The 14,924-nt window shown below is 64.3% G+C and carries 13 protein-coding genes; 8 read left to right on the top strand and 5 right to left on the bottom strand.

Going from position 1 to position 14,924, the window contains the following annotated elements; translation table 11 throughout:
- Positions 1-20: 20 nt before the first annotated feature.
- Entirely contained in the window at positions 21-797 is a 777-nt protein-coding gene (locus CQ050_RS07645; protein WP_105556205.1) for a hypothetical protein, read from the bottom strand.
- Positions 798-940: 143 nt separating this feature from the next.
- On the opposite strand from CQ050_RS07645, the gene CQ050_RS07650 reads away from it, so the two are divergent.
- The 3 genes from CQ050_RS07650 (at position 941) to CQ050_RS07660 (ending at position 4,918) form a co-directional block, all read left to right on the top strand.
- Positions 941-1,990 carry an NADP(H)-dependent aldo-keto reductase gene (locus CQ050_RS07650; protein WP_105556206.1) on the top strand — a complete coding sequence of 350 codons (1,050 nt, stop codon included), beginning with the start codon at positions 941-943 and terminating at the stop codon, positions 1,988-1,990.
- A gap of 44 nt (positions 1,991-2,034) precedes the next feature.
- Entirely contained in the window at positions 2,035-2,643 is a 609-nt protein-coding gene (locus CQ050_RS07655; RefSeq protein ID WP_105556207.1) for a hypothetical protein, read from the top strand.
- A gap of 109 nt (positions 2,644-2,752) precedes the next feature.
- Positions 2,753-4,918 (top strand): TonB-dependent siderophore receptor, encoded by a 2,166-nt coding sequence (locus tag CQ050_RS07660; protein WP_105556208.1) that lies wholly within the window; start codon positions 2,753-2,755, stop codon positions 4,916-4,918.
- On the opposite strand, the gene CQ050_RS07665 is transcribed toward CQ050_RS07660, so the two are convergent.
- Complete coding sequence (locus CQ050_RS07665; RefSeq protein ID WP_105556209.1) at positions 4,915-5,724, bottom strand: metallophosphoesterase; 810 nt, start codon at positions 5,722-5,724, stop codon at positions 4,915-4,917. The two genes, CQ050_RS07660 and CQ050_RS07665, sit on opposite strands and share 4 nt — an antisense overlap.
- Before the next feature lie 68 nt (positions 5,725-5,792).
- Here CQ050_RS07665 and CQ050_RS07670 point away from each other — a divergent pair, with 68 nt between their 5' ends.
- The 5 genes from CQ050_RS07670 (at position 5,793) to CQ050_RS07685 (ending at position 10,569) form a co-directional block, all read left to right on the top strand.
- Positions 5,793-6,197 (top strand): lysozyme inhibitor LprI family protein, encoded by a 405-nt coding sequence (locus CQ050_RS07670; protein ID WP_105556210.1) that lies wholly within the window; start codon positions 5,793-5,795, stop codon positions 6,195-6,197.
- Positions 6,197-6,871, top strand: coding sequence for a DNA-3-methyladenine glycosylase I (locus CQ050_RS07675; protein WP_105556211.1), 675 nt, complete (start codon positions 6,197-6,199; stop codon positions 6,869-6,871). Before CQ050_RS07670 ends, CQ050_RS07675 begins: the two co-directional genes overlap by 1 nt.
- Positions 6,872-6,963: 92 nt before the next feature.
- On the top strand, positions 6,964-7,935 hold the full coding sequence (locus CQ050_RS07680; protein ID WP_105556212.1) for a helix-turn-helix domain-containing GNAT family N-acetyltransferase: 972 nt from the start codon (positions 6,964-6,966) through the stop codon (positions 7,933-7,935).
- 170 nt (positions 7,936-8,105) lie between these two features.
- A complete protein-coding gene (locus CQ050_RS30930) occupies positions 8,106-8,279 on the top strand; it encodes a hypothetical protein (RefSeq protein WP_199196749.1) in 174 nt (57 codons plus the stop codon).
- 55 nt (positions 8,280-8,334) lie between these two features.
- Entirely contained in the window at positions 8,335-10,569 is a 2,235-nt protein-coding gene (locus CQ050_RS07685) for a phosphocholine-specific phospholipase C (RefSeq protein WP_105556213.1), read from the top strand.
- Between the two features lie 12 nt (positions 10,570-10,581).
- Here the strand turns inward: CQ050_RS07685 and CQ050_RS07690 are convergent, their stop codons facing one another.
- The 3 genes from CQ050_RS07690 to CQ050_RS07700 all read right to left on the bottom strand — a co-directional run bounded on the left by CQ050_RS07690 (position 10,582) and on the right by CQ050_RS07700 (position 14,907).
- Positions 10,582-11,277, bottom strand: coding sequence for a pentapeptide repeat-containing protein (locus CQ050_RS07690; RefSeq protein WP_105556214.1), 696 nt, complete (start codon positions 11,275-11,277; stop codon positions 10,582-10,584).
- 18 nt (positions 11,278-11,295) lie between these two features.
- A complete protein-coding gene (locus CQ050_RS07695; protein WP_105556215.1) occupies positions 11,296-11,946 on the bottom strand; it encodes a response regulator in 651 nt (216 codons plus the stop codon).
- A gap of 135 nt (positions 11,947-12,081) precedes the next feature.
- Positions 12,082-14,907: an ATP-binding protein gene (locus tag CQ050_RS07700; RefSeq protein WP_105556216.1), complete on the bottom strand. Its 2,826-nt coding sequence runs from the start codon at positions 14,905-14,907 to the stop codon at positions 12,082-12,084.
- Positions 14,908-14,924 lie beyond the last annotated feature (17 nt).

The following is a 14,924-nucleotide window of genomic DNA, read 5'->3' on the forward strand; positions in this document are numbered from 1 at the left end:
GGCAGGGCCGAGCCGCCGCGCTACAGCTCTTGCTCCAGCAAGCCCTGCATCCGCTCCATGCTTTCCTGGTTGACCTGGATCACGCCGGTGCCGGGCTGGTCGATGTCGACGATGAACGTCAACACCAGCGCGATCAGCGCCGCGAAGAGGCCCGTCGACGTCAGCCGTCTGCGCCCGTACAGGCCGGTGCCGTAGGCAATGTAGGCCACGGCGCCCGCGCTGACGATGAATAGCAGGTAGAAAACCGGCTCGGGCACATGGTTCTCAAGCGCCACGCGGCGCTTTTCGTTGACTTGTGCCATTTCATTGATGGCCTGGATGAACATGATCGTCGAGATGGCCGGTGGGTTGTCGGCGGTGTCGGCGGCCAAGGTGCGGATCTGGCGTTCGATGCGGCGCGACGTGGCGCTGGCCGCGTCGAAACGGGGAATGTCGTTTTCCGCGTCATGCAGTTCCAGCGCGGCTTTGGTGTATTCCAGCAGCAAGCGGGGCACCTGCGTCCGCGCCGATGGCGCGATCAATTGCGAACGCCAATACGCGTTGCCGATGGCATTGGCCTCTTCCAGCACCAGGTTCTTGCGCGCTTCGAATCGCGTGACCGACATGGCGAAGGTAAAGCCCAGCAGCAGGGCCAGCAGGCCGAGCAGGGCGGTCTGCAGCGCGGTGATGTGCGTGCGGTGCGACTCGTCGGCCGGTTTGCGTTGCCGCCGGCCCAGCCGGAAGCAGAGCTCGATGATGCCCAGGAAGACGATGACGCCGATGAAGAAAAGATAGGATTCGTCGAAGTTCCTGAGCATGGCGCCTCCCTCGCGGACACGCCAGCGTATGCGGATTGCGGCAGGGTGGCAAGCTGCCGGATCCCCGGGGGGGTTGTCAGCGAAACGCCAACATCTTGGAGTAAGGTGTCGATTCCCGATTAAGACCCCGCACGGAGCAGAACTTGAAAACCCGCAAACTCGGCCGTACCGACCTGGATGTCAGCCTGATTGGATTGGGCACCATGACCTGGGGCGAACAGAACACCGAGGCCGAAGCGCATCAGCAACTGGACTACGCGCTGTCGCGCGGCGTCAACCTGGTCGACGTGGCCGAAATGTATCCGGTGCCGCCCAAGCCCGAGACCCAGGGCCTGACCGAAACCTATATCGGCACCTGGCTGGCGCGCAGCAAGCGCCGCCATGACATCGTGTTGGCCAGCAAGGTGGCCGGCCCGGTGCGCGACCCCAAGCGCCCCGGCCATATCCGCGACGGCAAGACCTTCCTGGACCGGAAGAACCTGACGGCGGCGCTGGACGCCAGCCTCAAGCGGCTGCAGACGGATTACCTGGACCTGTATCAGTTGCACTGGCCCGACCGCACTACCGCCACGTTTGGGCAACTGAATTACCCCTGGGTGGAAGACGACCACACCGTGCCGATCGAGGAAACATTGTCGGTGCTGCAAGACTTCGTCCGCGCCGGCAAGGTGCGCCACGTGGGCGTCTCCAACGAAACGCCGTGGGGTGTGGGCCAGTTCCTGCGCCACGCCGATACGCACGCGCTGCCGCGCATCGTGTCGATCCAGAACGCGTACAGCCTCTTGAACCGGGTGTTCGAAATCGGTTTGTCCGAATTCACCCACCATGAAGGCGTGGGCCTGCTGGCCTATTCGCCGCTGGCGATGGGCATGCTCTGCGGCAAGTACCTGAACGGCGCGCGTCCCGATGGCGCGCGGTTGACCCGTTACACCCGTTTCACCCGCTACAGCAACCCGCAGGCCGAGGCCGCCACCGCCGAATACGTGGCGTTGGCGCGCGAGCACGGCATGTCGCCCACCCACCTGGCGCTGGCCTGGGTGAACCAGCGCCCGTTCGTCACCAGCAACCTGGTGGGCGCCACGACGCTTGAGCAACTGAAGGAGAACATCGACAGCGTCGACGTGACGTTGTCGCCTGAATTGTTGAAGGCGATCGACGGGATTCACACGCGCCATCCGAATCCCGCGCCCTGATCCCGCGGCCAGCCAGAAGCCACTCCAAGAGCTTGCCAAGCGCCATGCGACGCCTCGTGACGACGTTGCTGCTATCGGCGCTTGCGCTCATGGTGGCGGGTTGCGCATCGACCAAGGTCTATACCGAAGACGTCTCCACGCTGATGGTGTCGTCGGACGGCAAGACCTTCGCCGTGCTGGGGCCGCGGTATCACTATCTGTTCGACATGCCGCCCGCGATGGCGCAGTCGATGGCGTCCGGGTTCCGGACGCGGCTGACTGCCGTGGTCCTGCGCGATTTTCACGTGGGGGCCGATGGCCTCACCTGGGGCCTGGTGCGCCTGCAATTGATGGACAACGCCTCGCCGAGCGACCGGAAAGAGGCGCTGGCCATGCACTTCAACACCACGAAGGATGGGTTGGTGTATTACACCCATCACCTTAAAGGCAAGCGCTACCTTGCCCGGCCGGATACGCCCACCGCGGCGCAGGCGGCGGGGGTGGCAGCGACGTCGCTGGACCAGTCGTATCGCGTCACGGTGCAGGACTCGCAAGGCAGCGCCGACATGATGAAGCTGCTGTCTCCGGTCACCTTCCTGGCCGGGACGGGGTTTGTGATCGCCAATCCAGGCGTAGTGCTTTTCGCGTTGCCGGTGGCGGGACTGGAGCCTTAGGCCATTCCGTCAGCGGTCGGGGTTGTCTTGATTCGTAAATCTTATTGCGAATCAGTTTTATTAATAATAAAAAACACCCTTTACATCCCCGCTCTCTGGAGAATTCAACGTGGTCCGTCCGTCTTCCACCCGGAAGGGCCGTGCGCGCAAGCTCGCACGGCCCGCTGTTACGCCTTCCGTTCTTGCCCTGGCGTTGGGCATGGTTTTTCCGGTTGGGGCGCAAGCACAATCCACTACCGACCCACACGGCGTGGCGCAATTGCCTGCCGTCACGGTCAAGGCCGCGCCGCTCGACGAGACGTTGGAGCATCTGTCCGCCCCGGTGAATACGGGCGCGCTGGGCAATCGCAGCCAGTTGGAAACGCCGTTCTCGACCACCGTGGTGACCGCGGCCGATATCGAGGAACGGCAAGTCAGCAAGCTGGGCGATGTGTTCGCCCTGGATGCCTCCGTCAGCGACAACAGCGCCTCGTATGGCGCCTGGGCCAGTTATCTGACGGTGCGTGGCCTGCCGCTGGACTGGCAGAATTCCTATCGCATCGACGGTAAGCCGTTCCTGAGCTATGTGACGACGCTGCCGTTCGAACAGTTCGAGCAGATTGATCTGTTGAAGGGGGCGTCGGGCTTCATGTACGGCTTTGGCTCGCCGGGCGGCCTGGTCAACTACGTGACCAAGAAGCCCACCGACGAGCCGGTGCGCCGGATCGAGCTGGGCTATGTGTCGAAAGGCCTGCTGCGCGAGCAGGTGGACCTGGGCGGCCGGGCGGGCCAAAGCGGCACGTTCGGCTACCGCCTGAATGCGACGCACGAAGAAGGCAACACGTATAACGGCGGCTCGCTGTATCGCGATTCCGTGTCATTGGCGCTGGACGCGCGCTTGACGGACAAGCTGACCTGGGACTTTCAGTCCATTTATCAAGACCGCAAGGCGATCGGCCAGGAACCCACCATTTATGCCGGGCAACTGGCGGGCAGCGAACTGCCGTTGGCGGTGCGCAATGACAACGGCAAGCTGGTGGGCCAGGGCCCGTACGCCGACAACGATTTCCGCTATTACTCGACAGGCTTGAAGTACCAGCTATCGTCCGACTGGAGCGTGCGCACCGATTACAGCTACAGCACCACGCGCACGCGCCGCAACGAGTCCGTGCTGTTCCTGCAAAATCAGGCGGGCGATTACGACGACTACCGCTCCGACTACGGCGAGGCCTACGCCTACAACCAGTGGCAAGGCATGATCGAAGGCAAGTTCGCGACCGGTCCGCTGAAGCACCACGTGGTGGCTGGCGCATCGTGGCAAAAGCAGAAGAACGACTACAGCGTCAATGGCGTGTATCAGCTGCAGGGCACGGGCAACCTGCGTTCGCAAAACACGAACACCTACTACAGCGAGGGCAGCCTGGACCTGTACCGCGCAGCAGAGATCACGCAGAAGGCGATGTTCGCCAGCGACACGATCGACCTTACGGGGGGCTGGTCGCTGCTGGGCGGTTTGCGCTACACCAACTACGAGCAGACGGCATTTGACGCCACGGGCGCGCAATCGTCGAGCTACGACAAGAACGGCGTGCTGACGCCGACCATCGCACTGATGTACAAGATCACGCCGCAGACGATGGCCTACGCCAGCTATATCGAGTCGCTGGAACCGGGCTCGTCGGTGGGCAACATCTACACCAACTACGGCGCCTTGCTGGATCCCTTGAAGAGCAAGCAGTATGAACTAGGCGTGAAAACGGACCAGGACGACTGGGCCGCGACGGCGGCGCTCTTTCGCATCGAGAAGAAGGCCGAATACGCCAACGCGGCCAACGAACTGACGCAGGACGGAAAATCGATCTATCAGGGGCTGGAGCTGGGCGCATCGGCGCGCGTGGCGACGAACTGGAACGTGGGTGGCAGCCTGATGTTCCTGGATTCCGAATACAAGAAGGGCAACAACTACACGGGCAACCGCGTGGCGGGCGCGCCGAAGCTGGTGGCGGCGGCGCAGGTGGCGTATTCGGTGCCGCAATTGCCGGGCCTGAAGCTGCGCGCGGATGTGAAGTACACCGGCAACACCATGTTGGGCGCATCGAACAACGTGAAGGTCAGCGACTACGCCATCGTCAACATCGGCGCCACCTACGACACGCAGATCTACGGCTACGAGACGACGTTCCGCGCCGGCATCAACAACCTGACGGACAAGCGCTATTGGCTGTTCCAGTCGTCCGACTACGTGAAGGCAGGCGACCCGCGCACCTACGGCCTGAGCGCCAGCGTCAAGTTCTAGGCGTTCACTTCCCACAGGCGATCAGGCGCGAAGTCCGCCTGTTCGCCCTTTCTGGCATAGCCCAACGGGTTGGCCACGATGCGGCAGCCGTCTTTCACGTAGTCGTGCGCGCAGTGCAGGTGCCCGTGCATCCATGTGTGGGCCAGCGGCAACAGAGCGTCCAGCGCATTGCAGAAGCCCGCGGTGCCGGGCGTGACGCCATAGCGCGGATCGGCGCTGGCCAGCGTGGGCGCGAAATGGGTGATGGCCAACGTCGGGCCGTCGAACGGCTCGCGCAGCGCTGCATCCAGCCATTGCTGGCACACCAGGCCCTGCTCGCGCATCTGCTCGGCCATGAAGGGCGCGCCGTGGCGGCGCATCTGGGCCTTTTCCAGATAGAAGTCGGCCGCGCGGAAGGCCTTGGCGCGTTTGGTCAGCGCGGCGCCGAGGGTGTCGCTGTCGGTGGCCAACGCGTCGAAGTCCGTCCAGAGCGTGGTGCCGACCAGCCGCACGCCGTCGATGACGCAGGTTTCGCGCTCCAGCCACTGGATGCCCAGCGCATGGCATAGCTCGCGCAGGCGGTCGTGCGTGTCGTCGAAATCCAGATTGTCGTATTCGTGATTGCCGGGCACGAACACCACGGGCGTGGGCCAGCCGTTGCGCGGCGCGTAGCTGCCCAGGCCGAAGTCCGTGCCATTCAGCTTCGAACCCCGCTGATACGAGCCGATGTCCCCGGCCAGCACCAGCAGGTCGGCGCCCGGCGTGGGCCGCGCCAGGAAGGTCGGATCGGATTCTAGATGCAGGTCGGAAAGCAATTGGATCTTCATGCCCGATATCTTATGCGACACTTTCCCCTCGGAACTACCCACTCATCCGACAACCAGGAGAAACGCCCATGCGTATCGCGATCGCCACGGCCGCCGCGCTGATGCTGGCGGCCAGCGCGCAGGCGCAGCCGCTGAATTGCGCCAATGCTGCCACGCAGACGGACATGAACCTGTGCGCTGACCAAGCCTACAGGAAGTCGGATGCCGCGCTGAACAAGGCCTACAAAACCGTCATCGGGCGCCTGAAGGACGACCGGACCAAGACGACGCAACTGCAAGCCGCCCAGAAGGCCTGGCTGTTTTTCCGCGATGCGGAATGCGCGTTTTCGGCCAGCGGCACGACGGGCGGCAGCGCATACCCGATGGTGCTGAGCCAGTGCCTGGATTCGCTGACGCAGACCCGCACCAAAGAACTCGACGCCTACCTGAAATGCCAGGAAGGCGACATGAGCTGCCCGGTGCCAGGCAGGTAATGACGTTGCTCGACGTCACGGCTGTCGCCAACAGCCCGAACCCCGCGGACAAGGCGGGATTGGTGTGGGACGCGCACGGCGTGCCGCGCTGCTTCTGGCAACCGTCCATGGCCGACTATCACGACCACGAATGGGGCCGTCCCGTTGGCGACGACCGCCGCCTGTATGAAAAGATCTGCCTGGAAGGCTTCCAGGCGGGCATGGCGTGGATCACCATCCTGCGCAAGCGCGAGGCCTTCCGCGAAGCCTTCGACGACTTTGACTTTGAACGCGTGGCGCGCTATACGGAGCAAGACGTCGACCGGCTGATGGGCAACCCCGCCATTGTGCGCAACCGCGCCAAGATCGTGTCCACCATCAACAACGCGCGCCGGGCGCTGGCGCTGGCCGAGGAAACGGGATCGCTGTCCCGCTGGTTGTGGCGCCACGAGCCGCCCGCGGCTGAACGGCCGGGCACGGTCGACCTGGACTACTGGAACCAGAACCCGACGTCGGCGGCATCGACGGCGCTGTCGCGCGCCTTGAAAAAGCGCGGCTGGACCTTCGTGGGGCCGACCACGATGTATGCCTTCATGCAGGCGGTCGGCATGGTCAACGACCATATGAACGGCTGCGTCTGCCGGCCCGTCGTCGACGCCGCCCGGGCGGCGTTCAAACGACCCAGCCCGGCATGACGCGGCGAGCGCAGCGTGCATAATGCTTGGCGCTTGATTTGGTTGCGGCTCGCAAGTATATTGGTTGCGTACCGCAACTTATCGGGGCCGCCATGGATCTCATCGACTTTCCCTCCCAGTCCCGCGAGCAGACCATTCGGGACCTGCGGGAGTTTTCCCGCAAGCTGGTGCGCGAACTGGGCTTCATGCGAACGTCCCTGGCGGGAAGCGACCTGGCCCCCTCGGCCGTGCACGCCATTATCGAGATCGGCTTGCAACCGGGCATTCAGGCCCGCGACCTGGCGGCCATCCTCAGGCTGGACAAGTCCAACACCAGCCGTCAGTTGGCCAAGTTGGAATCCGCCGGGCTGGTCTCGCGCGAAACCGACACCGATGACGCGCGGTCTTCCCGTCTGGCGCTTACTGACGCAGGGCTCGCGTTGCGCGCCCGGATCGACCAGTTCGCCACCGATCAAGTGTCGCGGGCGTTGCGCCAGCTGGCACCGGATGACCAGCAATCGCTGATCCGCTTCATGTCCCTGTACGCCAATGCGCTGTCGCGCGAAAACCCCAACGTGTCGCCGGGGGCGGTGGCGGGCATCGACGATCAGATCCGCGAAGGCTATGTGCCGGGCTGCATCGGCGACGTCGCCAGTCTGCATGCCCGCTACTACGCGCAGGCCTCGGGTTTTGGCGTGTACTTCGAACGCAAGGTGGCCAGCGAATTGGGCGACTTCGCCGAAGGGCTCCCGGCCGCGGGCAAAAACATGTGGCTGTACGTGGACGGGGGCAGGGTGCTGGCCTCCATCGTGATCGATGGCGATCTGGCCAGCGGTCAGGCGCACCTGCGTTGGTTCATCGTGGACGAATCGCTACGCGGCATGGGCGTGGGCCGGGCGCTGCTTGAACGCGCGCTGGCGTTCGCCGACGCGCATTACAACCAGACCTACCTGTGGACATTCAAAGGGCTGGACGCCGCCCGTCACCTGTACGAGGCGGCGGGGTTTGTCCTGACGGACGAATCGGAAGGCCGCCAATGGGGCAGCGTGGTGGTCGAGCAGCGCTTCTTGCGCCGCAGCCGCTAGCCAGCGCGGCGCGCCGCTTACACGCGTAGCGGAAATACGTCGATACATCCACGCAGCCGGGCACGCCGGCCGTTTCACGTGGATGTCACGTCGCGTTCCTAGACTCCCCGAGGTCATGCCGGCTGACAACGGCGTGAGAGTCTGCTTCCGCCATTTACTCCGACCTTCCCATGCCCTCCAAACCCCTAGCAAGAATGCTTGCGGCCACGCTGCTTGCGGCCGCCGCCTTGTCCGCCTGTGGCGGCGATGACAGCGACGAATCGTCGCCGGCCAATCCCGAGCCTCCCGTTACGGAGCAGCCCAATCCGCCGGCGCCGGCGCCAGTGCTGCGCTGCGCGCCCTGAGCCGCGCCTGGCTCGATCCGCTTCGTCCCGTCCCTAACGACACCGAATCCCGACAATGACTTCTCGCCGTAACTTTCTCCAGACCACCACGGGCGCAGGGTTTGCCGCGGCCGCGCTGGCCGCGTTCCCGCCCAGCATTCGCCGCGCCCTGGCCATCCCGGCCAACAATGCCACCGGCACCATCAACGATGTCGAGCACGTGATCATCCTCATGCAGGAGAACCGCTCGTTCGATCACTACTTCGGCACGCTCAAGGGCGTGCGCGGCTTTGGCGACCGCTTCACGATCCCGCTGGCCAACGGCCGCAACGTCTGGCAGCAGCAGCGTGCCAACGGCGCCGTGCTCACGCCCTATCACCTGGACGGCAGCGCCAACAATGCGCAGCGCGCGGACGGCGCGCACCATACCTGGGCAGACAGCCAGGCTGCCTGGGACCATGGCCGCATGCAGCGTTGGCCCGCCGAGAAAACCGATATCTCGATGGGCTATTTCAAAGAGCGTGAAATCCCGTTCCAGTTCGCGTTGGCCAACGCCTTCACGCTATGCGACGCCTATCACTGCTCGATGCATACTGGCACCGACGCCAACCGGTCCTTCCATTTGACCGGCACGAACGGCGCGACGGCAGGCGGCGCATCGTTCGTCAACAATGAATGGGATTGGATCGACGGGCAGGCCGCCACGCAAAACCGGGGCTACACCTGGAAGACCTACGCCGAACGGCTGGAAGAGGCGGGCATCAGCTGGATTTCATACCAGAACATGCCGGACGAATGGGGCGACAACATGCTCGGCGCATTCCAGACGTTCCGCCGCGCCAACATGGCTTCAGGCTTTCCCGTATCCAGCGGCGGCGAGCCGGGCGTGCCGTATGCCAACACGGGCCAGGCGCTGCCATACCACGCCTACGACGCAGCAACCGACAACGCCCACAACCCGCTGTACAAGGGCATCGCCAATACCCTGCCCGGCACGGCGCCCGAAAATTACCTGGACGCTTTCAAGCGCGACATCCGCGAAGGCAAGCTGCCGCAGGTCAGCTGGATGAATGCGCCGTCGATCTACTGCGAGCATCCCGGCCCGTCCAGCCCGGTGCAGGGCGCGTGGTTCTTGCAGGAAGTGCTGGACGCCCTGACCGCGGTGCCCGAGGTCTGGAGCAAGACGGTGGTGCTGGTGAACTTCGACGAGAACGACGGCTACTTCGATCACGTGCCGTCCCCATCGGCGCCTTCGCCCGATTCCGGCCTGGCCAAGGCAGGAAAGTCGACGCTGCACGACGCCGACATGGCGTTCGAGTATTTCTCGCATCCCGCGCCGGCGGGCAGCGGCAGCCAACCCGCGCCGGACGGCCGCGTCTATGGCCCCGGCCCCCGCGTGCCCTTGTTTGTGATTTCACCGTGGAGCCGTGGCGGCTGGGTCAATTCGCAGGTGTTCGATCACACCTCGGTGCTGCGTTTCCTGGAGACGCGTTTCGGGGTCAGGGAACCCAACATCAGCCCGTTCCGCCGGGCCGTCTGCGGCGATTTGACCAGCGCGTTCAACTTCCAGACGCCGAACACGGAAGCACTGCCCACGCTGGCCGGGCGCACGACCCGAAGCGCCGCCGACCAGTTGCGCCGCGCGCAGGAAGCGCTGCCCGCCATGCCCTTGCCGACCGACATGCAACTGCCCCTTCAGGCCAGCGGCACGCGCCCGTCGCGCGCGCTGCCCTACGAACTGCACGTCAGCGCGCGGTGCAGCGCCGAAGGCATGGTCGAGCTGCTGTTCTCCAACACGGGTAAACAGGCAGCAGTCTTCCACGTCTATGACCGGCTGAATCTGGCGCGCATCCCGCGTCGCTATGTCGTGGAAGCGGAGAAGTCGCTGTCGGATACCTGGAATGCGTTCCGCGACAATCTGGGCCGCTACGACCTATGGGTGCTGGGGCCCAATGGCTTGCACCGTCACTTCAAGGGCGACACCCAGCGCATTGCGGATACGGACGTCGCGCCCGAGATCCGCGTCTGCTACGACATCGCCAACGGCGACGTCTACGCCGAACTCATGAACGCCGGCGCCACGGCCGCCGATTTCACAGTGACGGCGATGGCCTATCGTCAGGATGGCCCGTGGCGCCAGACGGTGGCGGGCAAGGCCACGGCGTCGTTGCATTGGTCGCTGGAAGGCAGCGCGCAGTGGTACGACTTTGCCGTCACCTGCGCAAGCGACCCGACCTACTACCGCCGCTTCGCGGGCCGGGTCGAGACGGGCAAGCACACGGTCAGCGATCCGGCGATGGGGCTTGCGTAAGCCGGGGGCGCATCAGATTACGCTGATGCGCAACTCGGCCAGCAGCACGGCGGCCTGCGCTTTGGAAATCGTGGCGCCGGCCAGGCGGGCGGCAACCGTCAGGTCGATGCCGCTCAGGTCCACTTCGCGCAGGTCGGCGCCTTCGAAGCGAACGTTCTTCAGATTCGCGTTGCGCAGGCTGCCGCCATGGAAGACCGTGTCGCGGAAGTCGCTGCCCGCCAGATCGGCGTCCGAGAAGTCCAGTTGCATGATGGTCGACTTGCGAAACGATACGCCGCGCAGCAGCGCGCCCACCAGCAGGCATTCCTCGACGGTCCAGCCCAGGCAGGCCACGCCGTCGAAATCGGAACCGGTCAGTTTGCAGCCCTGGAACGTGGCCGCCGCCAGGCGGGCGCGGCGCCAGTTGGCGTTGTTCAGGTCGCAGTTCTGAAACACGGCATCGCTCGCGTCGGCCGAAGCGAAGTTGGCCTGGCCGCCACGGCAGCGCACCCACGACGTGTCGGCAAGCGTGGCGCCCTGAAACGAGGCGCCCGCGATGGCGCACGCGGTGAATTGCGCGCCATGCAGGTCCAGCCGGGAAAAGTCGGCCTCCTGGAAATCGCAGTCCTGGAACGACAGCGGCCGGCCCGCCGCGCGTTCAATCAAGGCCTCCATCGCCTTGCGGTCTACCTCAAGGTCCGTCACGGTTTCAATTGCGTCTTGCGTCATGCTTGTGGTCTCGTTTCTTTACTGGAAAATCCCGCTTTCTACGCAGAATGCTACCAATTCCTGGTCCGTCCGAACGTTCAGCTTGCGCATGGCGGAAATCTTTTGTCCGCTGACGGTCTTGACGCTGCGCTGGAGCGTTTCGGCGACCTGCATCATGGACCCGCCCTGGATGAAGTGGCGCAGCACTTCATATTCCTTGGGCGACAGGCTGTTGATGCGTTCGCCGATGAACTTGGTGCGCGAATCCGTGGTGCCTTCGCCTTGGAAACCTGGTGGATAGTACGTGCGGCCAGCGCGTAGCGTCTGCAATGCCGTCAAGATTTCGGCCAGGTTGTCGCGCTTGAGCACCACGGCAGCGACGCCCGTGTCATACAGGGCCGAAATGATCATGGGGTTGGACACCATCGTCAGCACGACGATCCGTGCGCGGGAAAAGTGCCGCGTCAGGTACCTGACCAGGCGGATGCCGTCGCCATAGGTTTCATCGCCTGGCATCGAATAGTCGGTGATGATCACATCAGGCAGGTCAAGGCGTAGATGGTCGATCAGCGCTGTCGGGCTGGCCAGTGTCGCGGCGATCTCGAAACTGAGTTCCTTTTCGAGCAAATCGCGCATGGCCATCAGCACCAGCGGATGGTCGTCGGCAAGGACTATTCTGAGTCGTTCCATTCGGGGGCGCGGAGAAATGAGCGGGTGGAGCATCGGGATCATTCTGCACCAGGGCTCACTCTTGAACTAGGAATTTCCGAAGTTCAAGGAACGAATGTCCGCCCGGTTTCGGCGCGTTGTAAGCAAAAGACATGGTCAGCTGGAAGGGGCCTTGATCGATTGCAGGGTTTGGCGCAATGCGGCCAATGCCAAGGGTTTGACAAGCAGGCAGGTCATGCCGGCGTCCATGCCGCGTCGCTGCTCGTCGGGAAAGGCGTTCGCGGTGATGCCCAGTATGGGCCCGCCGTAGCCACGCTGACGCAGTTGCCGCGTGAAGGCGTAGCCGTCCAGCCGGGGCATGTTCAGGTCGGTCAGCACGGCATCGAAGCTCATCAGCTCGGGCAGGTTCAGCGCTTCTTCGCCATTTTCCGCCAGCACGACGGCGCAGCCCAGGTGTTCCAGTTGTTCGCGCAGGATCAACTGGCTGATGGGGTTGTCTTCGGCGACGAGCAGCCTCAGGTTCAGCGAGTCGGACGGTGTTTCGGCTTCAAGCGCCGGGCTGCGTGCCAAACCGCTTTGCGCCAAGTGGACCGCATGGCGGATGCTGGCCAGGCTGTACGCGTTGGCGAACCAGGTGCTGGGGCTGTCGTCGACCGGTGCCGGCAGGCCTGGAGGGTGGATGACGACCTGCGGTTTGCTCCAGTGGCCACGGCGTTTCGCGTGCGGCCAGGCTTGCACCAGCACGGCAGAGCCAGCCGCTGCGGCGCTGCCTGCGGAATAGGGCAACGCCACCGCGCCCCAACGGCGCAGCCACTCGCAAAGGTTGTTGACGATCTCGGGCACCGCGCCTTGCACGTAGACCGCCGTGCTCTCAAGACAGGGAACGGGTGCGTCGGGCGTGTCCGTCGCATGAGGCAACCGGATTTCAAAAGTGATGCTCGTGCCAAGGCCGGATTCGCTGACGGCATTGAGCTGGCCATTCATCGTGTCCGCCAGGCGGCGGCAAATCGACAGCCCCAAGCCGGTGCCCGGCAGATCCACCGGGCTGTCCGCGTCAACCTGATAGTAGGGGTCGAACAATCGGCTCTGGTGGGCGGGCGCGATGCCGGGCCCCGTGTCCGCCACCTGGAAGCTCAGGTCGGCGCCTTCGTGATCGCTGCCGTCAAGCTTCAGGCGCAATACGATCTGGCCGGAGTCCGTGAACTTGATGGCGTTGCTGACAAGGTTGTCGAGTATCTGGCGAATGCGCGTCGCGTCGCCCATCACCGAGGCGGGCGATTCCGGGTCGGCGACGGCATAAGCGCGCAAGCCTTTGGCGTGCGCGCGCGCGGCAAAGCTGGCGACGACGTTGTTCAGCAGCTCGACGGGTGAGAAGGGGGCGCACTGCAAAGCGGTATGGCCCGCTTCGATGCGCGAGATATCCAATGTGTCGTTGATGGTGCGAAGCAAGGATGCCGACGACTGCTGGATGGTCTCGAGATACTGCGCCTGCTGGCCGCTGACAGAGGTCAGCGAGAACAATTCGAGCGTGCCAAGAATGCCATAGAGCGGCGTCCGGATCTCGTGGCTCATCGTGGTGAGAAAAAGGGTCTTGGCCTCGTTGGCGGCTTCTGCGTCGCGCTTGGCCTGCAACAGTGATTGCTCCACGCGTTTCAACGGCGAGATATCGCTGATGCCGCAAAGCACCACGGCTTCGCCCCGATACGTGGTGGGGGCGAAGGTCAGGTAAGCGCTGCGGCCGTCGCTCAGTTTATGTTCGCGCGTGGTCTCGTTGCCGTCGCGGGGCAGGATGTCGGCCCGCCAGCCCGGCGCGCCCCGGAACCAGCGCCGTGCCATGTCGTTGGACAGGACAATGGCGCCGTCGGTACGGCGCAGCAGGCAAAGGCCCACCGGGGCCACCTCGATCAGCTTCTGATTGAGCGACACGCTGTCGGCCAGGGCTTCGTATTGACGCAGCGCGGGCAGCACGATATGGCGGCGGATGTAGCGCACCTGCAGTACCACGGCGAGGGTCAATAGCAGGGACGCGAAGGCCGTCGTCTGCAAGGCAATGGCGTTGTCTTGCAGCACGCGCTGCAGCGGCATGTAATACACCAGCCGCCAGCCGTCTTCACCCACGGATTTGCTCAGCACCAGATAGTCGGGGAGCCATCCTTGGCCTTGCAGGCCGAAGGCGTCTTCGCGCGACGAGTGGGCCAGCGTGCGGTCGGCGGCAGCGGCGTCCGGGCTGTGCATGACGGGACGGTTACGCTCGTCGAACAGCACATAGTTGCCCGCGCCCGCCCGTGGCATGTTCACGGCGGACTCGACGCCCTGGACTTCCAGGCCGATCCAGCCGGCCTCGGTGTCTGCGGGGTCCAGTGGCGTGAACAGGAAGAGCCGCATGGCGGTGTCCTGCGGCGGATGCAGCCAGATGATCCGCGGTTGTCCGTGGGCGGTCGGTCGGATATTGATATCGGCCAGGGTGCGCGTCAGCCATTCCTGGATATCGGTGGAGATCGGGGTCAGGGCAAGCGGGTCGCGAGTCGACATCCGCAGCGCGGTGGCGTGACGGGGCGAGCTGTAGACCACCTTGGTGCTGGCCAGCGCCACGCGTTGCAGGTCGCGATGGGTCAGTACCAGTGCCCATTCGTAAGCGCCCGGGGTCGATTGCAGTGGCAGGACCTCGATCTGCGGAGCCGCGCCCGCGTGGGCAAGCGCTTCTTCCATGTGCTGGGTGCCATTGTTGCGCACGGCGGAGGCAGAGAGGGATCGCAGCAGCGCTTCGCGTTGGTCGAAGAACTGCTGCGCATCGTAGGCGGCGGCGTTCATGTGGCGGCGGTAGGTGGACACGACGTTGGTGAACGCCCCATACAGGTAGAGCGTGACGCCCGCAGCAATGCACACGAGCAAGGCTACCGCAAGAAAATGCAGCAGCAAGGAGGCCGCGCGTGGCGCGGATTGAGATTCAAGGGCGGGAGCGCCGCAGTCTTCTAGCAGCATTTGTTCCCATGATAGAA

The organism is Achromobacter sp. MYb9, assembly GCF_002975275.1.
Classification (GTDB): Bacteria; Pseudomonadota; Gammaproteobacteria; order Burkholderiales; family Burkholderiaceae_B; genus Achromobacter.